This window comes from Streptomyces lincolnensis (genome assembly GCF_001685355.1).
GTDB lineage: Bacteria > Actinomycetota > Actinomycetes > Streptomycetales > Streptomycetaceae > Streptomyces > Streptomyces lincolnensis.
This window is the reverse complement of record NZ_CP016438.1, coordinates 4,550,365-4,574,253: the sequence shown is the minus strand read 5'-3', so window position 1 is coordinate 4,574,253 and position 23,889 is coordinate 4,550,365. Positions and strand designations below refer to the sequence as shown.

Annotated in this window: 20 protein-coding genes; 9 read left to right on the top strand and 11 right to left on the bottom strand. The window is 73.5% G+C overall.

Annotated elements, in window-relative coordinates; translation table 11 throughout:
• The first annotated feature begins 57 nt into the window (after nucleotides 1-57).
• Nucleotides 58-726: a maleylpyruvate isomerase family mycothiol-dependent enzyme gene (locus tag SLINC_RS20225; protein WP_067445531.1), complete on the top strand. Its 669-nt coding sequence runs from the start codon at nucleotides 58-60 to the stop codon at nucleotides 724-726.
• Nucleotides 727-805: 79 nt separating this feature from the next.
• Complete coding sequence (locus SLINC_RS20220) at nucleotides 806-1,483, top strand: copper homeostasis protein CutC (RefSeq protein ID WP_067434934.1); 678 nt, start codon at nucleotides 806-808, stop codon at nucleotides 1,481-1,483.
• Nucleotide 1,484: 1 nt separating this feature from the next.
• Here SLINC_RS20220 and SLINC_RS20215 read toward each other — a convergent pair whose 3' ends face one another.
• On the bottom strand, nucleotides 1,485-3,521 hold the full coding sequence (locus SLINC_RS20215; RefSeq protein ID WP_067434931.1) for a HelD family protein: 2,037 nt from the start codon (nucleotides 3,519-3,521) through the stop codon (nucleotides 1,485-1,487).
• A gap of 292 nt (nucleotides 3,522-3,813) precedes the next feature.
• Between SLINC_RS20215 and SLINC_RS20210 the strand changes: the two genes are divergently transcribed.
• Complete coding sequence (locus SLINC_RS20210) at nucleotides 3,814-3,993, top strand: hypothetical protein (protein ID WP_067434928.1); 180 nt, start codon at nucleotides 3,814-3,816, stop codon at nucleotides 3,991-3,993.
• Nucleotides 3,994-4,022: 29 nt separating this feature from the next.
• Here the strand turns inward: SLINC_RS20210 and SLINC_RS20205 are convergent, their stop codons facing one another.
• From SLINC_RS20205 to SLINC_RS20195, 4 genes are all read right to left on the bottom strand, one after another.
• Entirely contained in the window at nucleotides 4,023-5,666 is a 1,644-nt protein-coding gene (locus tag SLINC_RS20205) for a DNA repair helicase XPB (protein ID WP_067434925.1), read from the bottom strand.
• A 104-nt stretch (nucleotides 5,667-5,770) separates the two neighbouring features.
• Nucleotides 5,771-5,995, bottom strand: coding sequence for a hypothetical protein (locus SLINC_RS20200; protein ID WP_067434922.1), 225 nt, complete (start codon nucleotides 5,993-5,995; stop codon nucleotides 5,771-5,773).
• 108 nt (nucleotides 5,996-6,103) lie between these two features.
• Nucleotides 6,104-6,232, bottom strand: coding sequence for a hypothetical protein (locus tag SLINC_RS50050; RefSeq protein ID WP_257785185.1), 129 nt, complete (start codon nucleotides 6,230-6,232; stop codon nucleotides 6,104-6,106).
• Between the two features lie 178 nt (nucleotides 6,233-6,410).
• The gene (locus tag SLINC_RS20195; protein ID WP_067434919.1) at nucleotides 6,411-8,936 is read right to left on the bottom strand and encodes a helicase C-terminal domain-containing protein; all 2,526 of its coding nucleotides are present in this window, start codon (nucleotides 8,934-8,936) and stop codon (nucleotides 6,411-6,413) included.
• Between the two features lie 202 nt (nucleotides 8,937-9,138).
• Between SLINC_RS20195 and SLINC_RS20190 the strand changes: the two genes are divergently transcribed.
• The 3 genes from SLINC_RS20190 (at nucleotide 9,139) to SLINC_RS20180 (ending at nucleotide 12,681) form a co-directional block, all read left to right on the top strand.
• A complete protein-coding gene (locus SLINC_RS20190; protein WP_067434916.1) occupies nucleotides 9,139-10,752 on the top strand; it encodes a PstS family phosphate ABC transporter substrate-binding protein in 1,614 nt (537 codons plus the stop codon).
• Nucleotides 10,753-10,840: 88 nt separating this feature from the next.
• Nucleotides 10,841-11,932 carry a hypothetical protein gene (locus SLINC_RS20185; RefSeq protein WP_067434913.1) on the top strand — a complete coding sequence of 364 codons (1,092 nt, stop codon included), beginning with the start codon at nucleotides 10,841-10,843 and terminating at the stop codon, nucleotides 11,930-11,932.
• Nucleotides 11,933-12,030: 98 nt separating this feature from the next.
• The gene (locus SLINC_RS20180) at nucleotides 12,031-12,681 is read left to right on the top strand and encodes an HAD family hydrolase (protein WP_375141495.1); all 651 of its coding nucleotides are present in this window, start codon (nucleotides 12,031-12,033) and stop codon (nucleotides 12,679-12,681) included.
• Here the strand turns inward: SLINC_RS20180 and SLINC_RS20175 are convergent.
• Entirely contained in the window at nucleotides 12,660-12,908 is a 249-nt protein-coding gene (locus tag SLINC_RS20175) for a hypothetical protein (RefSeq protein WP_067434907.1), read from the bottom strand. The genes SLINC_RS20180 and SLINC_RS20175 overlap by 22 nt on opposite strands.
• 162 nt (nucleotides 12,909-13,070) lie before the next feature.
• Here SLINC_RS20175 and SLINC_RS50190 point away from each other — a divergent pair, with 162 nt between their 5' ends.
• Nucleotides 13,071-13,454, top strand: a complete 384-nt coding sequence (locus SLINC_RS50190; RefSeq protein WP_067434904.1) for a cold-shock protein — start codon at nucleotides 13,071-13,073, stop codon at nucleotides 13,452-13,454.
• A 7-nt stretch (nucleotides 13,455-13,461) separates the two neighbouring features.
• Here SLINC_RS50190 and SLINC_RS20165 read toward each other — a convergent pair whose 3' ends face one another.
• The 4 genes from SLINC_RS20165 to SLINC_RS20150 form a co-directional block, all read right to left on the bottom strand.
• Entirely contained in the window at nucleotides 13,462-14,331 is an 870-nt protein-coding gene (locus SLINC_RS20165) for a 1,4-dihydroxy-6-naphthoate synthase (RefSeq protein ID WP_067434901.1), read from the bottom strand.
• A complete protein-coding gene (locus SLINC_RS20160) occupies nucleotides 14,318-15,025 on the bottom strand; it encodes a futalosine hydrolase (RefSeq protein ID WP_067434898.1) in 708 nt (235 codons plus the stop codon). The genes SLINC_RS20165 and SLINC_RS20160 overlap by 14 nt, the downstream gene beginning before the upstream one ends.
• Nucleotides 15,026-15,044: 19 nt before the next feature.
• Nucleotides 15,045-15,563, bottom strand: a complete 519-nt coding sequence (locus tag SLINC_RS20155; RefSeq protein WP_067434895.1) for a hypothetical protein — start codon at nucleotides 15,561-15,563, stop codon at nucleotides 15,045-15,047.
• A 62-nt stretch (nucleotides 15,564-15,625) separates the two neighbouring features.
• Nucleotides 15,626-17,074 carry an MFS transporter gene (locus SLINC_RS20150; RefSeq protein WP_067434892.1) on the bottom strand — a complete coding sequence of 483 codons (1,449 nt, stop codon included), beginning with the start codon at nucleotides 17,072-17,074 and terminating at the stop codon, nucleotides 15,626-15,628.
• A gap of 312 nt (nucleotides 17,075-17,386) precedes the next feature.
• Here SLINC_RS20150 and SLINC_RS20145 point away from each other — a divergent pair, with 312 nt between their 5' ends.
• Nucleotides 17,387-18,313, top strand: a complete 927-nt coding sequence (locus SLINC_RS20145) for a DUF3027 domain-containing protein (protein ID WP_067434889.1) — start codon at nucleotides 17,387-17,389, stop codon at nucleotides 18,311-18,313.
• Nucleotides 18,314-18,347: 34 nt separating this feature from the next.
• On the opposite strand, the gene SLINC_RS20140 is transcribed toward SLINC_RS20145, so the two are convergent.
• Nucleotides 18,348-20,525: an ATP-binding protein gene (locus SLINC_RS20140; RefSeq protein WP_159425348.1), complete on the bottom strand. Its 2,178-nt coding sequence runs from the start codon at nucleotides 20,523-20,525 to the stop codon at nucleotides 18,348-18,350.
• A gap of 201 nt (nucleotides 20,526-20,726) precedes the next feature.
• Between SLINC_RS20140 and SLINC_RS20135 the strand changes: the two genes are divergently transcribed.
• Nucleotides 20,727-23,873 (top strand): sacsin N-terminal ATP-binding-like domain-containing protein, encoded by a 3,147-nt coding sequence (locus SLINC_RS20135; RefSeq protein ID WP_067434883.1) that lies wholly within the window; start codon nucleotides 20,727-20,729, stop codon nucleotides 23,871-23,873.
• Nucleotides 23,874-23,889: the final 16 nt, after the last annotated feature.

Genomic DNA, 23,889 nt, shown 5'->3' with positions numbered 1-23,889 from the left:
TCCCCGCCGCGTTCCGGTTCTCCCCGCCGCCCGCGACGGCGGCCTAGCGTGGTCGTCATGACTACCGCTGACGCACGTGACCCCGAACTGCCCGGACGTCTCCTTGCCACCGAACGCGACGCCCTGATCCCGCTGCTGCGGTCCCGGCCCGACGCCGACTTCGCCCTGCCGACCGTCGCGTGTCCGGGCTGGACCGTGCGGGACGTGCTGGCCCACTGTTCGTCCGCGCTGATCCGGGTCGTGGAGAGCCGGTTCGAGAAGGGGGTCTTCTCGCCCGAGTCGAACGACCGGGACATCGCCGAACGCGCCGAGTGGTCCACCGCGCGGGTGCTGGACGAACTGGAGCGGGGCATGACCGAGGCGGGGCCCGCGATCGCCGCCGCGGGCGGCCCGCTGGACGGGGTCGCGCTGGGCGAGTGGGTGCACGCGGGCGACGTACGGGAGGTCCTCGGGGAGCCCGGGGCCTACGGGGGCGCGGGCCTGCCGGACGCGCTGACGCTCCTCGCCCGCATCACCCGCGAGCGCGGCCACCTCCCGCTCCACGCCGACCTCGACGACCTGGACGAGCCGCTGCTCCTGGGCGAGCTCGGCGGCGAGCGGACACCGGCGCGGTACATCGGGGACGCGGCGACTCTCGTACGGCTGTACGCGGGGCGGCGGCCGGCGGCCGGGGTGTCGTACGAGCTGGCGGGGACGGAGGAGGCGGAGCTGAACATCTACGGCTGACCGGTGTCTCGTACCGGCGTAGGCTAAATTGGACTAGACCTGTAGGCCGGCCCGGTGACGACGAGACGAATGGGGTCCCATGAGCAAGCGTGCAGTCCTGGAGGTGATCGCCCTCACCCCCGAGGACGCGATCGCCGCCCAGGCCGGAGGCGCGGACCGCCTCGAACTGGTCACCGACATGGCCGCCGACGGCCTGACCCCGTCCGTCGCGGCCTTCGCCGGGATCCGGTCCGCCGTCGACCTCTCGCTGCGGGTGATGCTGCGGCTGTCGGACGGGTTCGCGGCGGGCGACGTCGACCGGCTGGTGCGGGTGGCTCGGGAGATGCGGGACGCCGGGGCCGAGGAGTTCGTCCTCGGCTTCCTCGACGCGGACGGGGCGGTGGATCTCGCGGCCGTGGAGCGCGTGATCGAGGTGCTGGACGGCTGCCGGTGGACCTTCCACCGGGCCCTCGACCACGCGGCGGACCGGGACGCGCTGCGGAAGCAGCTGGCCGACCTACCCGGCCTCGACACCTACCTCACGGCGGGATCGGCGGCCGGCGTCGACACCGGGCTTCCCACACTGCTCGCCGAGGCCGGACGCTACGAGCAGCAGCTCCTGGTGGGCGGCGGGCTCAGGCTGGAACACGTGCCGGTGCTCAGGGCGGCGGGCATCGACGCCTTCCACATCGGGGGTGCGGCGAGGCCGCGGGGCTGGGACCGCCCGGTGTCGACGCGGGCGGTCGCCGAGTGGCGGCACGTGCTGGACGCGCGCTGACTCACAGCTGCGCGGGCAACGGCGCCGCGTGCGTCACGATCAACCCCGACACCGCCCGGGTCAACGCCACGTACAACCGCCTCAGTCCCGTACGCTCGTCCGGCTCCCCGTCCACGACCGCCTGGGGCTCGTCCAGCACCACGTAGTCGTACTCCAGCCCCTTCGCGAGCGACGCCGGGACCAGCGTCAGACGCGTCCGCGCCGTCGTCTCCTCACCGGGCGCCAGAAAACCGATCCCCGCCGCGGTCAACGCCCCGGCCAGCTCCGGCACCCGCGCGTCCGCCGCGATCAGCCCGGTCGACCCCTCGTTGCGCAGCAACTCCCCGCACGCGGCGACCACATCCGCCGGTCCCGTCGCCGTACGCACTTCGAAGAACCCCGGATTCTCACGCACCGAGGCGACCGGCGTCAGCCCCGGCGCGATGTACGGCAGCAGTCGCGACGCGTACGTGATGACATCCGTCGGCACCCGGAACCCCGCCGTCAGCTCCTCGATCACCCCGTCCGACTTCCCGAGATGCTCCAGCGCCTCGTCCCAACTGCGCGTCGCCCAGGGCGTGGTGCCCTGGGCCAGGTCGCCGAGGACCGTCGCCGAACCGGTCGTGCAGCGGCGCCCCACCGCCCGGTACTGCATCGGGGAGAGGTCCTGCGCCTCGTCCAGCACCACATGGCCGAGGGAGTGCGTGCGCTCGACGACGTCCCGCGCCTCGTCGATCAACACCGCGTCCGCGGGCGCCCACTTGGCGGACTTCACCGACCGTACGACCTTCGCCCACAAGATCGTCTTCTGCTCGTCCTCGCTCAACAGTCCCTCCGCGTGGACGGCCAGGAAGTCCGCGTCGGTCAGCAGCCGCAGGACCAGCTTCGCCGGATCCACCGGCGGCCAGACGGCCTTCACGGCCGCCTTGACCGCGCTGTTGCGGGCCACCGCGTCCTGCACCCGGTCGTCCGGGGCCTCGCCGGACCGTTCCATCTGCACCAGCACCGCGTGCGCGATGCGCTGCGGGAGGGCGTCGCGGGCGGCGCCGTAGCGGATGTCGCGGGCGAGCAACTCGCGGACGATGTCCTCCAGTTCGTACGCCGGGACGCGCCACCGCCGTGAGCCGCGCACCACGACGACCGGCTCGGTCGGCATGGTCACGTGGGAGTACACGGCCCGCCGCAGCACCTCGGCCATCCGGGCGTCGCCCTTGACGATCGCCGCCGCCGCGTCGTCCGTACCGCGTACCTCGACGTGCGCCACCAGGTCGTCGACGGTGGCCTGGCGGACCGTCAACTCGCCCAGGGCGGGCAGGACCTGTTCGATGTAGTGGAGGAAGGACCGGTTCGGTCCGATGACCAGCGTGCCGGTGCGGGCGAGCCGCTCGCGATGGGCGTAGAGGAGATACGCGACCCGGTGGAGGCCGACGGCCGTCTTTCCGGTGCCGGGACCGCCCTGCACGCACACGGTCCCGCCGAGTCCGGAGCGGACGATCTCGTCCTGTTCGGGCTGGATGGTCGCCACGATGTCGCGCATCGGGCCGACGCGGGGGCGCTCGATCTCCCGCTGGAGGAGCTTGCTGGTGGCGGCCGCCTCGGCGGGGTCGGAGAGGTGCTCGTCCTCGTACGCGGTGAGGTCGCCGCCGGTGTAGCCGAAGCGGCGGCGCAGCCCGACGTCCATCGGTTCCTTCTTGGAGGCCCGGTAGAACGGCTGCGAGACCGGTGCCCGCCAGTCGATGACCATCGGGTCGCCGCCCTGGTCGTGGACGTGCCGGCGCCCGATGTAGAAACGCTCGCCTTCAGCGCCCTCCGCCTGGTCGGAGCCGGGCGCGTGCAGGTAGTCGAGGCGGCCGAAGAACAGCGGGGTGTCGCTCAGGTCGGCGAGGGCCTTGATGCGGTCGTCGATCTGGCGGGACAGGACCTCGGCGTTGACCCAGTTCGCGGTGACGTCGGTGATGTCGAGGGACTCGACGTCCTCGCGCATGGCGCGCAGGGCCGTACGGGACGCGGCGAGGTGGGAGCGCTCGCGGGAGAGGGGATCGTCGGCGGGCGTGGACAAGGGGGTGCCTCCGGAAGGACTGCAAGGTGCGTGCTGCGAGAGATGCCGGCCGGTTTCCGTCCGGTCGGCGGCACTCCGGGAGGGAGGCGGGCAAGAGCGGGGATTCTAGGCGAGCGGGGGCGGAGGAAGCCAACCGTTTTCCCGCCCGCTACCGACCCCTCGGCCTGTCCCCTAGGGGACAGGCCCCTCCACCCTGAGGGCGGCGGCTCACCCGTGAGTACTACGCGCCGGCCACGACGGTTCGCCCCACAGGCCGATGCTCTCCTTATGCCTGAAAAGGGACCATGGAGACATGAGTGCAGCGACCTTCACCCCGGCCCCCGGTCGCCCGTCCGGCGCGACCTCCCTCTCCGACACCCCCCGCCACCGCCTCGGCGACGCCCTGCGCGCGATGCGTGTCTTCGCCGGCGCCGCCTTCGACGTGATCATCCTCGGCGAGTACGGCGAGGAAGCGGGCGTACGCCGGAGGTAGTCCCGGCGCAGCCCGTCACCGGCCGGAGATCAGCTCTCCGCCAACAGCTCGTCCGCGTCCATGATCCGGTACGCATACCCCTGTTCCGCCAGGAACCGCTGCCGATGCGCCGCGAAGTCCTGGTCGAGGGTGTCCCTGGCGACCACCGAGTAGAAGTGGGCCTGGTGTCCGTCGGCCTTCGGCCGCAGCACCCGCCCCAGCCGCTGCGCCTCCTCCTGGCGCGACCCGAAGGTGCCCGAGACCTGGACGGCGACCGTCGCCTCCGGCAGGTCGATGGAGAAGTTCGCCACCTTGGACACCACCAGCACGCTGATCTCGCCCTGCCGGAAGGCGTCGAAGAGCTTCTCGCGCTGGGCGTTCGACGTCTCGCCCTTGATCACGGGCGCGTTCAGATGCTCCCCCAGCTCGTCGAGCTGGTCGATGTACTGCCCGATGACGAGGATCTGCTGCCCGGCGAACCGCCGCACGATCGCCTCCGTGACCTTCCGCTTGGTCGCGGTCGTCGCACAGAAGCGGTACTTCTCCTCCGTCTCGGCGGTGGCGTACGCGAGCCGCTCGGAGTCGGTGAGGTTCACCCGCACCTCGACACAGTCCGCGGGCGCGATGTAGCCCTGCGCCTCGATCTCCTTCCAGGGCGCGTCGAAGCGCTTGGGCCCGATGAGGGAGAAGACGTCGGACTCCCGCCCGTCCTCCCGTACGAGGGTGGCCGTCAGGCCGAGCCGCCGCCGCGCCTGGAGGTCCGCGGTGAACTTGAAGACCGGCGCCGGCAGCAGGTGCACCTCGTCGTAGAGGATCAGGCCCCAGTCCCGGGAGTCGAACAGCTCCAGATGCGGGTAGACGCCCTTCCGCCTGGTCGTCAGCACCTGGTAGGTGGCGATGGTGACGGGCCGGATCTCCTTCTTCGTCCCGCTGTACTCGCCGATCTCCTCCTCGGTCAGCGAGGTCCGCTTCACCAGCTCGTGCTTCCACTGCCGCGCCGAGACGGTGTTGGTGACGAGGATCAGCGTCGTCGACTTGGCCTGCGCCATGGCCCCGGCGCCGACGAGCGTCTTGCCCGCGCCGCAGGGGAGGACGACGACCCCGCTGCCGCCGTGCCAGAAGTTCTCCACCGCCTGCTTCTGGTACGGCCTGAGCGCCCACCCGTCCTCGAACAGCTCGATCGGATGCGCCTCGCCGTCCACGTACCCGGCGAGGTCCTCGGCCGGCCAGCCCAGCTTCAGCAGCGTCTGCTTGATCTGCCCGCGCTCGGAGGGGTGCACGGCGACGGTGTCCGGGTCGATCCGGGCCCCGACGAGCGGAGCGACCTTCTTCGACCGCAGGATCTCCTCCAGCACCGGCCGGTCGGTGGTGGTCAGCACCAGACCGTGGGTCGGGTGCTTGGAGAGGGTGAGGCGGCCGTAGCGGTCCATCGTCTCGGCGACGTCCACCAGCAGCGCGTGCGGCACCGGGTAGCGGCTGTACTGCACCAGCGCGTCCACGACCTGCTCGGCGTCGTGCCCGGCCGCGCGCGCGTTCCACAGGCCGAGCGGTGTCACCCGGTAGGTGTGGATGTGCTCGGGTGCCCGCTCCAGCTCCGCGAAGGGAGCGATGGCCCGACGGCAGTCGCCGGCCTGCTCGTGGTCGACTTCCAGGAGCAGGGTCTTGTCGGACTGGACGATGAGTGGACCATTCACACGCGGCACCCTTTCCGTAGGCCAAAGGTCTCGGCCAAACGTCCAGTGTGCCTGATCGCCGCGCACAGGTTCCTGTCCCGTGCGCGGCGGGGGCGTGGGCCGGGTTACTTCAGCGAGGGCAGGGCGATGGTGTTGATCAGGGGCCCTTCGACGGTGACCCCCTCGGTGACCAGCGGTTCGACCCCGGCGGCCGGGATCGGCAGCGGGAGCGCGGCCGCGGCCGAGGCCTCGGGAGCGAGCGCGCCGATCAGCGCGGCGGTGGACAGCAGGGCTGTCACGGAGACGGCGACGGCGGTGGCACGGGCGGGGACAGGGATCTTGGAGCGCATGGGGACGTGCGGCCTTTCACAGACGTACGGAGGACGGAAACAGGGCGACAGGGGAGGGCGGGCCGGCCCGGACAGCGGAGGCCGGCCCGACGGGCGAGCGCGGGCGGGTCAGATCTGCGGCGTCTCGATGACCAGGCCGGCGACGTCGATGCCGACGGCGGCGGCCTGGGTGGCGAAGGCGCCGATCAGCAGGGCGGTGGCGGTCAGAACGGCGGCGACACGACGGGCAGCGCGCATGGAGCGACTTCCTCTCTTGCATGCCCCGAGCCCTGTTCGGGCGGCTCGGAGTCGATCAGGACACCCGGTGGCTGCCCTGCGCCTCCCGCCGGAATGCGCCGCGCCGATCAAGCTCCCTCATCGGTGGGAAGTCTCCGGCGTGGCGTGCATGATCACGGACGTACACCCCCAGGAGTGATCACTCCTCCGCCAGCTCCGCCACCCCCGTCACCCGGTGCAGCGGGTACGTGCGGACCTCGTCGGCGGTGTGGTCGTAGGCCGTGACGAAGCCGCCCTCGACGCGGACGGGGGCGATGACGCGCTGACTGGCGGAGCCCTCGGCGTTGACGTAGCCGATCCACAGGGACTCGCCGGTGAGGACGGCGGCCTGCATGGTGGCGAGGGTCTCGGCGGAGCCGGTGCGCGGGAGCTCGCCGCCGAGGGCCGGGGTGGCGGTGGGCTTGCGGGGGGCGGTGGAGGCCAGGTCGCCGGCGCGGATGGCGCGGATCGCGGCGGTGAGGAGCGTCGCGTCGGGCACCGGCGGGCCGTCCGGGACGGGCTCGGGGGCGGTGCGCGGCGGGGTGCGGTGGGCGAGGGCGCGGGTGATCAGGACGTCGCCCTCGGCGGACTCGGCGGCCGGTGCGAAACCCATCGCGCGCAGCCCGTCGAGGAGCGTGGCCGGGTCGGCCTGCGTGGCCAGCACGGTCGGGGCCAGGCGCCGCAGCCGCAGGCCCGCCGCCCGCTTGTCGGCCAGGATCTCGTTGAGCAGCGCGTCGTCGTCGCAGCGGACGTAGGCGGAGGCGGAGCCGACCCGCAGGTGGCCGTGCCTGCGGGCCACGTCGTCGATCAGGTACGCCAGCGGTTGCGGGACCGGCGTACGGGAGTGCTCGGTGAGGAAGGCGTGCAGGTCGGAGGCGGTGCGGCCGGAGTCCAGGGCGCGGCGCACCGAGCCGGGCGTGAAGCGGTAGACGGTCGCCCCGCCCTTGGACTCGACGTCCGCGAGCACGTCCAGCATGTCGGCCAGCGGGCGTTTGAGCGGTCCGGGCGCGACGGCCGTCAGGTCGGCCTGGAGCAGGACGTGGTCCAGCGGTTCGGGCAGCAGCGGGGCGAGGAGCCGGCCCGCGGCGGCGGTGGCGACCGCCTGCTCGGCGGGGGAGAGGGGCTCCACGACGGTGGGCACGTGGTGGACCGGCAGCTTGTCACCGGGCCCCGACGGCTCCTCGGCCGCCTTCGGGACGGCCGCCGCGGTGCCCAGCAGGGCCCGCCCGTGCGCCGAGAGCGCGCCGCGCCCGGTCACCCCGAGCAGCTCCGCCTCCGTCAGCGTCCACCGGGCGAGCCGCCCCCGCAGGTCGTCCTCCCGCTGGGGTCCGCGCAGGGGGCGCTCCCAGCGCAGCCGGGCCAGCACCGACTCGGCGGCCGGGGAGGCCCCCTCCGGCAGCGCGGCCAGCAGGGTCAGCACCCGGTGGCGCACCTCGGGCGCCGCCGAGCGGTCCAGGCCGGGCCCGAGCGCCGACAGCGTGCGGTCCTTGGCGTCCCGTCCGCCCACCAGCCCCGCCGTCCGGGTCGCCGTCAGCCACGCCTCGGCGAGCCGGGCCCAGCGCCGGGGCGCGGGCTGCTCCAGCCACTCGTCGTAGGCGGGGGTCGCCGCGTACCGCTCGTCGGCCTCGCCGTCCGAGGCGAGCAGACCGGCCGCGTAGGCGAGCTCGACCCAGAAGGCGGCGATCGGCTCGGAGGCGTCCAGCGCGACGGCCGTCCGCTTCAGGTCGCGGACGCTGAGCCCGCCCGCCCGCAGCACGGTCGGCCCGCCCTCGTCCCAGTCCTTCAGCAGCTCCTCGACGGTCGCGAGCGCGGTGTACGCCTGCCCGGCCGCCGTCCCGTCCACAACCTGTGGACGGTGTGTGCCCGCCGCCTCCACGGCGGGCGGCAGCGGCTCGGTCTCGCGGTGCGCGCGGCCCTCGCGCAGATGCAGCGCCACCTCGCGGGGGAGTACGACCGTCCCCGGCGCCGTCGGCAGCAGCAGCCCCCGGTCCAGCAGCCAGCGCACATGGGCGGCCGGATCGGCGGTGACCTGCCCGTACGGCGGCCCCCACACCAGCCGGGACAGCACCTCGCGCGACTCCTGCGGGGCCCCGGCGAGCAGCGCCGCCATGCGCCCGCGGTCGCCGAACAGTCCGGCGAGCGCGGTCACCGCCGACACCGAGTCGTGGGTGGAGGGCAGGCCCGCCGCGGTCACGATCTCCTGGATGCGGCCCGGCGACATGCCCGCCGTGGCCTCCTGCACCGTCGGGCCGAGCCCGGTCGGGGACGGGTGCTGCGGGGTGGGCGCGAGCAGCTCACGGGCCGTGCGGACCAGCCGCAGCCGGTCGTCCCCGCCCCACACCAGGGCCTGCTCGCGCAGGGTGGCCAGGGCCCGGGGGAGCGCGGCGACGACCGCCGGATCCCCGTGGTCGCCCGCCAGCAGGGAGAGCAGTTCCGCGTACGGCGCCGGTTCGGCCGCCACGGCCAGCGCCTCCGCGCTCTGGAGGGCGAACCGGTCCAGGCGCTCCAGGGCGCGGACCACGGACGCCCGGGTGCCGGCGCGGGTGGCGAGCTGGGTCAGGTCGGTGGGGACGGGGGTGATGAGGTCCGGGCGGGCGCGCAGCAGCGCGGCGAGGGACCCGTCGTCCCGTGCGCGGAGCGCCTCCGCGAGGGACCGGGGTGCCGCCGGCTTCTCATCGCTGCTCATCCGGTCAACGGTAGCGGGTGGCCTGTGCGGCGGGTGCACGCCAGGCGAACAGGACGTTTCCCAGGTGACCTCGGGATGAACTTCCGCCGGAGGATTCCCGCAGCCCTGGCAACACTTCGCCGTCACTCGTCACCCTGGGCACCCTGACAACCACTCGGCCCTTCAACCATCGGTCGGGTCAAGGGGATTGGGGGATCCCGGGGTGGACCTCGACTTCGACAACTGGGTCGCCGTGATCAGTGTCGCGATCCCCTCCCTGGCGTTCTTCTGGGAGTTCGCGGTCGTCGGCCGCAAGCGGCTCGGCTACCGCGTGCAGATGGACGCACTGGCCGCGGACGCGACCCAGTCGCCGTACGCCGGAGTGCTGCGGGACATGCAGCGGGACGGCCACCGGCTGAAGGATCCTTCCTTCGTCCTGCTGCGGATCGAGAACGCGGGCTCGGCCCCGATCGAGGACAGCGACTACCTGACCCGCGGCAACAACCCCTGCGGCATCACGGTCACCTTCCGGGACCGCCAGGTCGCCGGACTCGTCGTCACCCACCTCAGCCAGCCGGAGCTGGAGACCTTCTTCACGCCGGAGGACGAGGGCTTCGGCTACCGCAACGTCGAGGAGGGCGAGCTGCGCAGGGGAGTCGTCAGGCTGCCGAAGGCGAAGCTCCCGCTGCGGGCCGAGTACAAGGTGCTCGTCGTGCTGGAGCGCTGGACGGACGACGACACCGGCGAGCCCTTCCCCCGGCCGGTCTTCGTCGGCGCGGTGGGCGGGCCCCGCCGCTGGTTCGAGCCGCTGGTGCGGTACTTCAGGTTCAAGCTGGCCAGGACGGAGAGCCATGTCTTCGCCTCCCGCCCGGCCTGGATCGGCATAGGACTGCTGGCCCTGGCGGTCGTCGCCCAGAGCGTCACCCTGTTCCTGCCCGAGAACCGCACCCCGCTGGACTGCGTCGGCGGAACCCTGCACCTCAACGGCTCCACCGCCTTCGCGCCCGCCGTCCGGGAGGCCGCCGCCCGCTACGAGGAGGCCTGCCAGGGCGCCGACGTGAGCATCCCCATCGACGAGGGCACCTTCGACGGCAGCGGCGAGGGCCTCGCCGACCTGGAGAAGGCCGGCCGGGACCGGAAGATCGAGGTCGGCGACGGACTCGGCGACCACATCACCTTCGCGGACGGCATCGTGGGCGGCGACCACGCCCGCGTGCTCAGCCGGGCCATCGCCTACTCCGTGTTCACCCTCGTCGTCAACAAGGACGCGGGCGTCGGCAACCTGACCCCCGACCAGATCCGCCGCCTGTACGCCGGGAAGATCACCAACTGGTCGCAGCTGGGCGGCGAGGACGTCCCCGTCCACCTCGTCAACCGGCACGTCACCTCCGGCACCCGCAGCGCCCTCGTCGCCCGCGTCCTGAACAGGAAGCAGCCGCTGGGACCCACGGTGGAGAACTGCGCCGCCCTGGAGGAGGACACCTACGGCATCTGCGAGGTCGACAGCACCCAGACCATGCTGGAGACCGTGGCCGCGGCCCCCGGCGCCCTCGGCTACAGCGAGGTCAGCAGCGCCGCGGCCAAGATCAAGGAGGACCGGCACCTCGTCCAGCTGCCGATCGCCAGCCAGCGGGCCACTCTGGACGCCGTCGAGAACGGCGACTACCCGTACTGGCAGACCGAGTTCGCCTACACCTACGGCGAGCCGCCCGCCGGCTCCGTCGCCGCCGCCTTCCTGACCTACCTCACCGACCAGGGCGGCAGGGACGTCCTGCGCGAATACGGCAACCGGCTCTGCTCCGAGGTCGAGAACCCCTACGTCTGCGAGCCGACATGACGCCCCGCCCGGCACCCACCCATGGCGGCTGGCCTGCGCTACCGTCGTCCGACGGGGTATCCAAGGCACCGACCCCGGAGGGGACTTCGTGGGTATCGAGAGCGACCAGGTCGTCTACGAGTATCTGAGCCGCGTCGGCGACGTGGCGCAGCAGCGGCAGTTGCCGTCGTCCGCCCGGATGCGCCTGGTCTCGGAGCTGCGGGGCGAGATCGACCGGCGCCGGTCCAGGGCGCCCGTCGACAGTCCGGCCGCCGTCCGCCGCATCATCGCCCGGCTCGGCAGCCCGGACGAGGTCGTCGCCGCGGCGGGCGACGGCACCCGGCCCGCGGCCGCAGCGGAGGAACCGGCCGTCGCCGTGCCCGTCCAACGGGACGGACAGAACGAGGAGACCGGCCGGTCCAGGCGGCTGCGCCGGGCCGTGCCCCGCCCCCGCGCGGCCCAGGCACCGGCCCCCGCGCCGGACCCCGAGCCCGTCTCCCCGCCGCACTTCGCGAGCGTCGACGAACTCGGCGACAGCGCCACCCAGCCCGACTGGTGGCGGGTGGACGACAGTCCCTTCGGGGTCGGGGACAGCGTGCCCGGCTTCGTCGGCGGTGTGGAGATCCCGGAGCTGCTCAAGCCTCCGCCCGTGAAGGAGACGGAGAAGGAGGAGACAGCGGCGGACAAGGGGGCCGCCGCGCCCCCGGCCGTCGAGAAGGCCCCGGGCAAGGCGGGCAGGACCTGGTGGAAGCCCAGGACGGCCACGGCCACCGGGAAGCCCGCGTCCGCCGCACCGGCCGCGGACGCCGTGGCCGACGCCCCGACCCGCCGCCGTCGGCTGCCCCTGCGCATGGCGGGCGGCACCGGCTGGAGCAACCCCTTCCTGCTCCTGGCCGCCGCACTCCTCGTCGTCGGCGCGGTCCTCGGCAACTGGATCGCCCTCGTGCTCGGCTGGGCCATCGCCTACGCCTCCCGGCGGCTCAGCGACGCCGAGACGAAGTGGGCGGTCGTGATCCTGCCCAGCCTCTCCGTCGCGGCCGGGGTGCTGTGGCTGTGGGGCCGCACCGAGGGCCGCTGGGGCGAGCCCATCGCCGAGGGCCACATGAACGCGGCGATCGGCGAGACCTGGCCGTGGGTGGTCCGGGGCGCGGCGGTGACGTCGGCGCTGTTCCTGGTGTGGCGGTCGCAGCGACGGAGGTAGACCGCCCCGGCGGGACAGGAGAGGCCGGACAGGAGGGGCGGGACAGGTCACACCCCGCGGATGCCTGCCGTTTACACCCACTGGGCACAATGGCCGATATGGCCTCCACGACCGAACCCGCCCCCACTCCCGCCCCCGCCCCGACCGTCGGCTTCGACCTCGACATGACCCTCATCGACTCCCGTCCCGGCATCCGCGCCTGCTACCAGGCGCTGGCCGAGCGGACGGGGACGTACATCGACGCCGACCTGACGGTCACCCGGCTCGGGCCGCCGCTCGTGGAGGAGCTGATCCACTGGTTCCCGGCGGACCAGGTGGCGGCCATGGCCGATCTGTACCGCTCGATGTACCCGTCGATCGCCATCGCCGCGAGCCCCGCGATGCCCGGCGCCCGCGAGGCGATCGCCGCCGTACGGCAGGCCGGTGGGCGGGCGATCGTCGTCACCGCGAAGTTCGAGCCGAACGCCAAGCTGCACCTGGAGCACCTGGGCATCGAGCCGGACGCGGTCATCGGCGACCTGTGGGCGGAGCAGAAGGCCGAGGCGCTGCGTGAGCACGGGGCGGGCGTCTACGTCGGCGACCACCTCGGGGACATCCGCGGCGCCCGGGCGGCCGGCGCCCTGTCGGTCGCGGTTCCCACGGGTCCGTGCGACGCGGGGGAGCTGGCCGAGGCCGGCGCGGACGTCGTCCTCACGGATCTGACCGAGTTCCCGGCCTGGCTCGCCGCCTACCGCCCGGCCCGCGCCTGACGCCGTCCCGCCGCGATCGACCGGAAAACGCCGGCACCGGCCACCAGGAACCCGACGCCCATGAGCATGCTCAGTCCGAACATGTACGTCGGAAAAGGCGTCGTACCGAGAAGAAACGGGGCCACCGTGACGAGAGTGGCCACGGTACCGATGAAGAACAGGACAGCACCGGCGCGGATCAGTCGGTCACCGGGCTCGGCGGAATTCGTTTGGGTTTTGTCACGCACCGGACCAGGGTAGTTCCCAGCGCGAAGGAACAACCGGGCGACGTCTTGTCACCGGCCTGAAGACCATTAGCCTTGGTACCGGCGGGTCCGACGACCCGCCCGAGTGCTATCAAGAGCCGTTTCAGAAGCAGTTTTCCGACGAGTACGAGGACGAGGACAGACGTGCCTACCGGCAAGGTCAAGTGGTTCAACAGTGAGAAGGGCTTCGGCTTTCTCTCCCGCGACGACGGCGGTGACGTCTTCGTGCATTCCTCGGTCCTCCCCGCCGGAGTCGAGACACTCAAGCCGGGGCAGCGAGTGGAGTTCGGAGTGGTCGCCGGCCAGCGCGGTGACCAGGCACTTTCCGTCACCATCCTCGATCCGACACCGTCGGTGGCGGCCGCCACCCGCAAGAAACCGGACGAACTCGCCTCCATCGTCCAGGACTTGACGACTCTGCTGGAGAACATCACGCCGATGCTGGAGCGGGGCCGCTACCCCGACAAGGCCGCCGGCGGGAAGATCGCCGGCCTGCTGCGCGCGGTCGCCGACCAACTCGACGTATAACCGCGCTTTACGGAAATTCCAACGCGTCCGGGCCGAGGGGCGGTACCAGTCCCTCGGCCGCGGCACGGGTGAGCAACCCGCGGACCGCCGCATAGCCGTCCTCGCGGAGGTCGGCGGTGAACTCGTTGACGTACAGACCGATGTGCTGGTCGGCGACGGACGGATCCATTTCCTGGGCGTGTTCCATGACGTACGCACGGGACGCCTCGGGGTCGTCCCAGGCCGCGCGGACGGACGTACGAATGGAATCGGCCAGCAGGGTCAGGGTCCCCGCGCCCAGCGCACGCTTGGCGATGATCGCGCCCAGCGGGATCGGCAGCCCGGTGGTGTGCTCCCAGTGCTCGCCCATGTCCGCGAGCTTGTGCAGTCCGTAGTTCCGGTACGTGAAGCGGGCCTCGTGGATGACGAGTCCCGCGTCGACCTTGCCGTCCCGCACGGCGGGCATGATCTCGTGGAACGGCATGACCACGATCTCGCCCACCGGGCCGGGCAGCACGTCGGCCGCCCACAGCCGGAACAGCAGATACGCCGTCGAGCGCTCGCTCGGCACGGCGACCGTCCGCCCTGTGAGGTCGAGGCCGGGCCCACGGGTGAGGACGAGCGGCCCGCAGCCCCGGCCCAGCGCCCCGCCGCACGGCAGCAGCGCGTACTCGTCGAGGACGTACGGCAGCACGGCGTACGACACCTTCAGCACGTCGAACTCGCCGCGCTCGGCCATGGAGTTGGTGACGTCGATGTCCGCGAAGGTCACGTCCAGGGCGGGGGCGCCGGGGACGCGGCCGTGGGCGAGCGCGTCGAAAGTGAAGGTGTCGTTCGGGCAGGGCGAGTACGCGATCCGCAGGGGCTCACCGGTCGCCATGGGCTCACTGGTCGTCATACGGGTTCCAACTCTCCAGTACGGGTGCGAGCTTCCCGAAGCCCGCCGTGAGGGCCGCCAGGGCGTCCGGGATGCGCCAGGCGGCGCGGTCGCGCGGGCCCACCGGGTTGGACACCGCCCGCAGCTCCAGGACGGGCACGCCGTGCGCCGCGGCCGCCTCGGCGACCCCGAAGCCCTCCATGGCCTCGGCGAGCGCGCGGGGGTGGGCGGCCCGCAGCGCGGCGGCCCGGCTGGCCGTTCCGGTCACGGTCGACACGGTGAGCACGGTGCCGGGGCGCGCCCCGGTCGCCGACACGACCTCCCGAACGAGTGATTCCGGCGGACGGTGCGTGACGACCCCGAACCCCAGCCCGGTCACCGGCACGAACCCCTCCGCCGTCTCGGCCCCCAGGTCGGCCGCGGTGATCTCCTCCGCGACGACGAGCGACCCGACGGGCGCCTGCGGCGCGAAGCCGCCCCCGATCCCGGCCGACACGACGAGGCCGTAGGGGCTGCCTTCGAGCGCGGCGACGGTGAGAGCGGTGGCGGTGGAGGCGGCGGCGAGGGCGGGGCCGACACCGACGGCGAGCAGGTCGTGGCCGGCCGCCCGGCGCAGGGTCGCACCGGGCAGCCGTACCTCCTCGAAGGGCCCCGGGAACGCGCGTGCCACCGCGTCCCGTTCGACCGGGACCGCGGTGGCTACGAGTACGCGCATGACGGGAAGAGGCCGCGGATCAGGCGTCCCCGTTCTCCAGCCGGAAGTTCCACACGCCCTCGTACTTGCTGCTCTGGGCGGCCTTGTTCTGCTGGACGACGCTGATGTTCAGCGTCTTCGGGGCGGCCTGCCCCTGCTGGTCGGCGAAGAGGTCGACGCCCTGGAAGGAGTAGTACGTCTTCTTGTACACGCTGGTGACCTGCTGGCCGTTGATCCACAGCGCCCAGCCGGTGTCCGCGATCTCCGGGTCGACACCGATGCGCAGGGTCTCGCTCTGCGGCACCTCGATCGTGTCGCCGCCCTTCTTCTGGGCGCACTTGGTGGCCTCTTCCTGGCCGATGTCCTTGCCGTCGTCGTAGCAGGCGGCCTCGGCGCTCACCGAGTTCTTGCCGACCGTCACGGTGGCGCGAGGCGACGGCTTGTCGCAGGCAGAGAGCAGAAGCAGTCCGGCGGAAACGGCACCGGCGACAGCGACGGCGCGGCGGCGTCGCACAACGCCGTGAACATCAGCGGCTTCACCGCGGGGCAGCGTGGTCATGCCCGAAGGCTATCGGGCGGGTCCGCCACTCCCCCTACGAGGGGTGCGGCGTGCCCCGTTCGTTACGCCACCCGCGGCCGCGCCGCGCCGCCGTGGCGGGCCGAGCCGAGGAGCCCCTTGACGGTGGCCAGCCAGCCGACGGCGACGAACGCGGCGCCCACGAACAGGCCCAGCGTGCCGTTGAGCGGCATCACGATGCCGACCACGCCCCCGAACACCGACGACACCTGGAGCAGCGTCTCGGAGCGGGCGAAGGCCGAGGTGCGCACCTGCTCCGGCACGTCCCGCTGGATCAGCGCGTCCAGCGACAGCTTGGACAGGGCCTGCGCGAACCCGGCGATCCCCGCCAGACACGCCACCAGGACCGCGCCGAAGAAGATCGCCGCGGTGATCGCCGCGCCCACCACGATCGCCACCACCGTCACGATGATCAGCTCCGGCGCTCTGGAGCGCAGCCAGGCCCCCACCGACGTACCGATGGCGTTGCCCGCGCCCGCCGCGACGATCACGATGCCCAGGGACACCGCCGCGCTCTCGCCGCTGAGCGGATGCTCCCGCAGCAGGAAGGCGAGGAAGAAGGTCAGGAAGCCGGACAGACAGCGCAGGGCCGCGTTGGCGCCGAGGGCGTGGGTGACGGCGATGCCGACCGTGCGCAGCCCGGGCCGCTTGACCGGCTTGAGATGCGGGCCGTGCAGATGGTTCTCGTCGGCGGCCAGCAGCGCCACGTCCTCGCCCTTGGCCGAGTCGACCTTCGGCGGCAGCGTGAAGGACAGGAAGGTCCCCGCCACGAAGATCACGAAGGCGCCGTAGAGCGGCCAGCGCGGTCCGAGCGCCTGGAGCCCGGCCCCTATCGGCGCCGCGATCCCGGTCGCCAGGAGCCCGCCCAGAGTGACCCGGGAGTTCGCCTTGACCAGGGAGAACTTCGGTGGCAGCAGGCGTGGCACCACCGCGCTTCTGACCACGCCGTACGCCTTCGACGCCACCAGCACGCCGAGCGCGGCCGGATACATCTCGATGCTGCCGGTGACGACCGCGCCCGACAGGACCAGGGCGAGCAGGGCGCGGGCGAGCATGGCGCCCGCCATGGCGGCCCGGCGGCCGTGCGGCAGCCGGTCCAGGAGCGGGCCGATCACCGGGGCGAGCACCGTGAAGGGCGCCATGGTGATCGCCAGGTAGAGCGCGACCCGGCCGCGGGCCTCGTCCGTGGGGACGGAGAAGAAGACGGTGGAGGCGAGCGCGACGGTGATCATCACGTCACCGGCGCCGTTCACCCCGTGGAGTTCGATCAGCTTGCCCAGACCGGACTCGCCGGCTCCGTGCGCGTGGGTCGCCTTGCGGATGCCGCGGGCGGGCAGGTGCAGGGCACGCCCGACGGAGCGGAGGGAGCCGCGTACCCGGCCCGTCCCGCCGCCTTGACCACTGCCCTTGCCGACTCTGCTGCCCTTGTTTCCCTTGATCCCTTTGGACCCACCGATCCCGGTGGCACCTTGGGGCGTCTTCGCGGCTGCCACCCCGTCATAGTGCCCCGAGAAAGCCCCGCGTAGTGCGGTTACCGCACGTATGGGCGCGCACTTCTTGACCGAGCCGCTCCCGGCCGGGCCGGGGAAATCCTCCCCGGCGGGCGGTGAACCGACCCGTCGGTGTAGGCCAAGCGCACGCGAACAGGTAGCGTGCGTATCTCAGCCATCCCGCAGAATGGATGGACAGGTGCGCCCGAGCGTGAGCGGGCGTGGACGTCGACGCGGTCCCCGGGTCCGCTCCGTCCGCCCCGCCGCCGTCCGGCCGCCGCACCAGAGAGACGGCGTAGGAGAGAAGCGATACCTGTGAGCGCAGCGACCACGCGAAGCCGCACCCCCGACCGCTTGTGCGCCGAGGCCGTCGACCTCGCCCGCACCGCCGCCGAGGAGGCCGCCGCCCCCGGTGTGGTCGGCGAGCACGCGGGACTGGTGTCCGAGGGTGACCGGGTGGTCACGCACTTCTTCGAGTGCAAGGAACTCGGCTACCGGGGATGGCGCTGGGCCGTCACCGTGGCCCGGGCCTCCCGCGCCAAGTTCGTCACCCTCGACGAGGTCGTGCTGCTGCCCGGCCCGGACGCGCTCCTCGCACCCGAGTGGGTGCCCTGGAGCGAGCGCCTGCGCCCCGGCGACATGGGCCCGGGCGATCTGCTCCCCACGGACGCCGAGGACCTGCGTCTGGAACCCGGCTACACCGGCGAGGACGAGCCGCTGCCGAGCGCGCCCGTCTCCGAGGAGATGGCCGAACTGGTCGAGGCGGAGGACGCGGAGGTGACCCCGCAGCCCCCGGCGAACCTCCCGGTGGCCCCCCTGCGCGGCTCCATCACCGCGGTCGCCGAGGAACTGGGCATGCGCCGGGCGCGCGTCCTGTCCCGCTACGGCCTGCACATCGCGGCCGACCGCTGGGAGGAGTCCTACGGCGCCAAGACCCCCATGGCCCAGGCCGCCCCCGCCCCCTGCGTCAGCTGCGGCTTCCTGGTCCCGCTCGGCGGCTCCCTGGGCCAGGCCTTCGGCCTGTGCGCCAACGAGTTCGCCCCGGCGGACGGCCGCGTGGTCTCGCTGGCGTACGGCTGCGGCGGGCACTCCGAGGCCGCGGTCATGCCGAAACCTCCGCAGCCCGCCCTCCCGGTGATCGACGAGACGCGGGTGGACCCCTTCCCGCTCCGCCCGGCCCGCGACTCCGGTTCCGTACCGGACGTCTCCGACGAGGAAACGGCGGAACTGGGGCACTCGTAGTCCTGCGGTACGGGAGCCCGCTTCACGGCGTGCCTCATCCCGTCGGCGCGTCGGTCGCGTAGGCCATCCCCTCCTCGTACGACATGCTCCGCCCCTTCGCGTAGGCGTCCTCGTAGGCCCGCTCGCCGATGGTGTCGCGGATGCGGTGTTCGCAGGCCCGGCGGGCGGCGGCGAGGGCGGGGGAGCCGAGTTGGGTGCTGCCGGTGATGTCCCAGACGTGCTCGTTGATGCCGAGGAGCCGGGCGGCCCGGTGGCCGTCGCCCGCCGCGGCGACGGCGTTCGCCAGGAGGTCGAGGGCGACGGCCACCATGGTGGTGTCGTGCATCAGCCTGTTGCCGGTGAGGGTGCGGGTGGCGTTGTGGATCGCCGAGGGGATGTCGCCCTGGCCGAGGTCCGCCTGCGCCAGCATGTAGGCGGCTGTCGTGCCCGCCCAGGACTCGCCGCGCCGGGCGCTCTCCTCCAGGACCTCCTCGGCCACCGTGCGGGCCGGTGCGTACTCGGCGCGCATCAGGTGCGCGAAGGACACGGAGAGGAGCACCGAGAGCTGGGCCGCTCCGAGCCAGTCGTCCCGGACGGGCAGGCGCTCGGCGGTGGACAGGACGTCGAGCGCCTCGGCCGGCCGGCCACAGATCACGAGGTGGCCCCCCGCGATGTACGTGGCGGCGGTGAGGAACACCGGGTCGTCCTGCCGCCGTGCCGCGTCGGCGCAGCGCCGGATCCAGGTGTCGGTGTCCGGGTCCCCCTGGAAGAGGGCCACGGCACCGCGTGTCCACAGGGCCCGTACGAGGTCGGCCCCGGGCGCGGGGTCGGTGGCGGGCACGGACGCAGGACCGGTGTCGGGCATGGGCGCAGGGCCGGTGGCGAGCACGCGGTCGAGGCGGGGGAGCGCGTCGCGCGTGTGCCCGCTGTAGCGCCACAGGAAGCCCACCGTGCCCGTGATCTCCAGCGCGGCGGCTTGGTCCTCGCTCCGGTCCAGGGACCAGTCCACCGCGGCCCGGAAGTCGGCGTGATCGGCGCGGACACGCGCGCACCACAGGGCCTGGCGGCGGGTGTTCCACTCGGCGCAGGCCTCGCGGGCCAGCCGCCGGTAGCACTCGCGGTGCCGCAGCCGTACGCCGTCCTCCTCGCCCAACTCCCGCAGCCAGCCGGCCCCGTACTCGCGCACTGTGTCCAGCATCCCGTAGCGGTTCGGGCCCCGGCGCCGCACGATGGACTGCTCGACGAGCCGGTCGAGCAGGGCGGGGACCCAGCGGGCGGACAGCGGCCCGTCGGCGCACACCTCCTGGGCGGCGTCGAGGCCGAAGCCGCCGGCGAACACCGACAGCCGGGCCCACAGCAGGCGTTCCAGCGGGGCGCACAGCTCGTGGCTCCAGCCGATGGTGGTGCGCAGGGTCCGGTGCCGGGGCTCGGCGCGGTCGTCCTGCGCGCTCAGCAGGTCGAGGGGCTCGGGCTCGGGCCGCGTGCCGAGTCGGTCGTGCAGCTCCCGGAGCGTCAGCGTGGAGAGCCGGGCCGCGGCCAGCTCGACGGCCAGCGGGATGCCGTCGAGGCGGCGGCAGACCGCGGCGGCGACGGGCCGGGTGGTCCCGTCGAGCGTGAAGCCGGGGCGGACGGCGGCCGCGCGGTCGGCGAACAGGGCCAGGGCGTCGTCCCGTCCGGTGCCCACGGGCAGCGGCTCGACCTCCACGCACTGCTCGCCGGGCACCCCGAGGCGCCGGCGGCTGGTGGCCAGGATGTGCACGTCGGGGGCGAGGAGCAGACTCTCGACGACGGCCGCGCAGTCGGTCAGGACGTGCTCGCACGAGTCCAGCACCAGCAGCAGCCGCTTGCCCTGGGCCCAGGCGATCAGCGACTCCAGCACCGAGCGGGTCGTCTCGTCGGACAACCGCAGCGTCTCCATCACGGCCAGTCCCACCACGGCGGGGCCCGTCAGACCGGTGTTGTACAGCGGGGACAGCTCCACCAGCCACACGCCGTCCGGGTACGCGGACCGCGTCCGCCGGGCCGCCTGGAGGGCCAGCCGGGTCTTGCCGACGCCGCCCGGTCCGACGAGGGTCACCAGCTGCCGTCGATGGACCCGGTTTCCGCCGTTCGGGCGCAACAGGGCGTCCAGCAGGGTGAGTTCGTCCCGCCGCCCGACGAAACCACGGGTGGGGACCGGCAGGTTCCCGGCCGCCCCGCCCGTCACCGCTTCTTCGGGAATGTCACCTGACACGGTGGCCAGTCTGGTCCGCCGGACGGCCGCACGACGGAGTGTCCCGTCTTCGGGTGGAAAATCCGCGCCGATGCGACGGTCCTGATCGCCGGCCGACGGGTTGTGAACAGTTCGCCTCCGTAATCGACGCACCGTCCGGCGCGGAAGCCCCGCTCCACAAGCGGTACCTTCGACCTCACGCCGATGATGGAGAGTGTGAGCGTGAGCAAGTTCGTGCGACCCGCCGCCGAAGGTGCGGACCCCTTCGGGACCGCCCGGCTACGCCGCGGGGTGCTGGACGCCTGGGCCACCAGCCCCGCCCGGTTCCGCGAGGACGCGAACGCCGAGGAGGACCTGGTCCTCGGCGGCTACCGGGACCGGCTCGTCGTCGAGCTCGCGCAGAACGCCGCCGACGCGGCGGCCCGGGCCGGAGTTCCGGGCCGGCTCCGCCTCACCCTGCGCGAAGGCGTCCTGGTCGCCGCCAACACCGGCGCCCCGCTGGACGCGGCCGGCGTCGAGTCGCTGGCCACACTGCGGGCATCGGCCAAGCGCGACACCCACGAAGGGACCATCGGCCGCTTCGGTGTCGGTTTCGCCGCCGTCCTCTCGGTCACCGACGAGCCCGCCGTCGTGGGCCGCCACGGCGGTGTCCGCTGGTCGCTCGGTGAGGCCCGGGTGCTGGCCGCCGACGTGGCCCGGCACAGCCCCGGCCTCGGGGACGAGATCCGCCGCCGGGACGGGCATGTCCCGCTGCTGCGGCTGCCGTTCGCCGCCGAGGGCACCGCCCCCGACCCCTACGACACGGCCGTCATCCTGCCGCTGCGCGACCCGGCCGCCGCCGACCTCGCCGAGCGCCTGCTGGCCGCCGTGGACGACGCCCTGCTGCTCGCCCTGCCCGGCCTCGAAGAGGTCGTGATCGAGACGGACACCGTGCGCACCCTGCGCCGCCGCACCGAGGGCGCCCTCACCGTCGTGGAGGACTCCCGCGACGGCACGACCCGCTGGCGCTGCGTCGCCGCGAACGGGCCGCTCACGCCCGAGCTGCTCGCCGACCGGCCCGTCGAGGAGCGGCTGAGGCCCCACTGGTCGGTCACCTGGGCCGTGCCCGTCGACGCCGACGGCAGCCCGGCCCGCCCCCGCACCGCCCCCGTCGTGCACGCCCCCACGCCCAGCGACGAGCCCCTCGGCGTGCCCGCCCTGCTCATCGCGTCCTTCCCGCTGGACACCACCCGACGGCACACCGCCCCCGGCCCGCTGACCGACTTCCTGGTGCAGCGCGCGGCGGACGCCTACGCCGGGCTCCTCGCCGACTGGCGGCCGGTGACCGCCGGGATCATCGACCTCGTGCCCGGCCCGCTGGGCAAGGGCGAACTGGACGGCGGGCTGCGGGCGGCGATCCTGGAGCGGCTGCCGCGTACGGCGTTTCTCCCTCCCGCCCTCCCGCCGTCCGCCACCGGGTCGGAGGACGGGCAGGACGATGAGCAGGACGAGCTGCCCGAGGCGCTGCGCCCCCGGGACGCCGAGGTGGTGGAGGGCGCGGGCGCGGACACCGTACGGGTGCTCGCCGAGGTGCTGCCCACGCTGCTGCCCGCCGGCCTGGAGCGCCGGGTGGAGCTGCGGACCCTCGGGGTCGCCCGGGTGCCGCTGACCGACGCCGTGGACCGGCTCGCGGGCCTGGAGAAGGCCCCGGAGTGGTGGCGGCGGTTCTACGACAGCCTCGCGGGCGTCGACCCGGACCGGCTGTCCGGGCTGCCGGTACCGCTGGCCGACGGGCGGACGACCATCGGCCCCCGGCAGGTGCTGCTGCCGACCGCCGAGGGCACCCGGACCGACCCCGAGGTCCTCGCCCGGCTCGGCCTCAAGGTCGCCCACCCGGACGCCGCCCACCCGCTCCTGGAGAAGCTCGGCGCGCTGCCCGCGACCCCGCGCGCGGTGCTCACCACCCCGCAGGTGCGCGCCGCCGTCGCGGCCTCCCTGGACGACGAGGGCGGCCTCGACTGGGAGCAGGAAGCGCCGGACGCGGAGGAACTGGCCGACACCGTCCTGGCGTTGGTCCGCGACGCGGGCCTGGAGCCCGGTGACGAGCCCTGGCTGGGCGCCCTCGCCCTGCCCGACGAGGAGGGAGAGCTCGCCCCCGCCGGTGAACTCGTCCTCCCCGGCAGCCCCTTCCACCAGGTCATGCGCGAGGACGAACTCGCGTCCGTGGACGCCGAGCTGGCCGAGCGGTGGGGCGAACAGCCGCTGGCCGCCTGTGGAGTCCTCGCCGGCTTCACCCTCGTCCGCGCCACCGACATCGTCCTCGACCCGGACGAACTGGAGCCCCGCGAGGGCGACTTCGCGGAACCCGACGACGCGGGTCTCCTCGACGCCGTGGACGTCTGGTGCGAGGACATCCTCGACCGCTTCCCCGACACGCCCGTCCCGCCGGTCGCCACGGAACTGGTCGCCGTGCGCGACCTCGACCTGGTGGACGAGGACAAGTGGCCCCAGGCCCTGGCGCTGCTGTCCCGGCCGCCCCTGCGCGACGCCCTCGTGGAGCCCGTCCGCGTCCTGCTCCCCGACGGCACCCACGAGGTCGTACGGCCCTACACGGCCTGGTGGCTGCGCGGCAACCCGGTCCTCGACGGCCGCCGCCCCGCCGGCCTCCTCGCCGCCGGCGGCGACCCTCTCCTGCGCGGCCTCTACGACGAGGCCGACGCGACCGGCTTCGACGACGAGCAGGTGTTGCGGGCGCTGGGCGTCCGGACGTCGGTCGCCGCGCTGCTGGACGAGCCGGGCGGAGCGGCGGAGCTGCTGGACCGGTTGGCCGACCCGGACCGCCAGGTCACGGGCGCCCAACTACACGCCCTCTACGGCGCGTTGGCCGACCTCGACCCCGAGCACGTCACCCTCCCCGACGAGCTGCGCGCGGTGGTCGACGGCCGTGTGGAGGTCGTCGACGCCTCCGACGCGGTGGTCTGCGACTCCCCCGACCTGCTGCCCTTCACCGCGGGCGTCCCCCTCCTCCCCGTACGCCCCTCCCGCGCCGCCGAGTTGGCCGACCTCTTCCAGGTCCGCCGCCTCAGCGAGTCCGTCACGGCCTCCATCGACTCGGAGGGCACGGAACACTCCGTACCGGAGCCGGTCCGGCTCCTGCTGGGCCCGCAGACCCCCTCCTCCTACGTCGAGCACGAGGAACTCATCGTGGACGGAGTGGAGATCGACTGGCGCGTCACGAACGACGGCATCCTGCACGCGTCCACGCTGGAGGGCGTGGCGGCGGGCCTCGCCTGGTCCGCGGGCCAGTGGCCCCGACGCTTCGAGGTCGCGGCGTTGTTGGAGGACCCGTCCCGCACGGAGGAACTGGCCCGGGACCGCTGGTTCGACTGAGGGCGCCCGTCAGGAG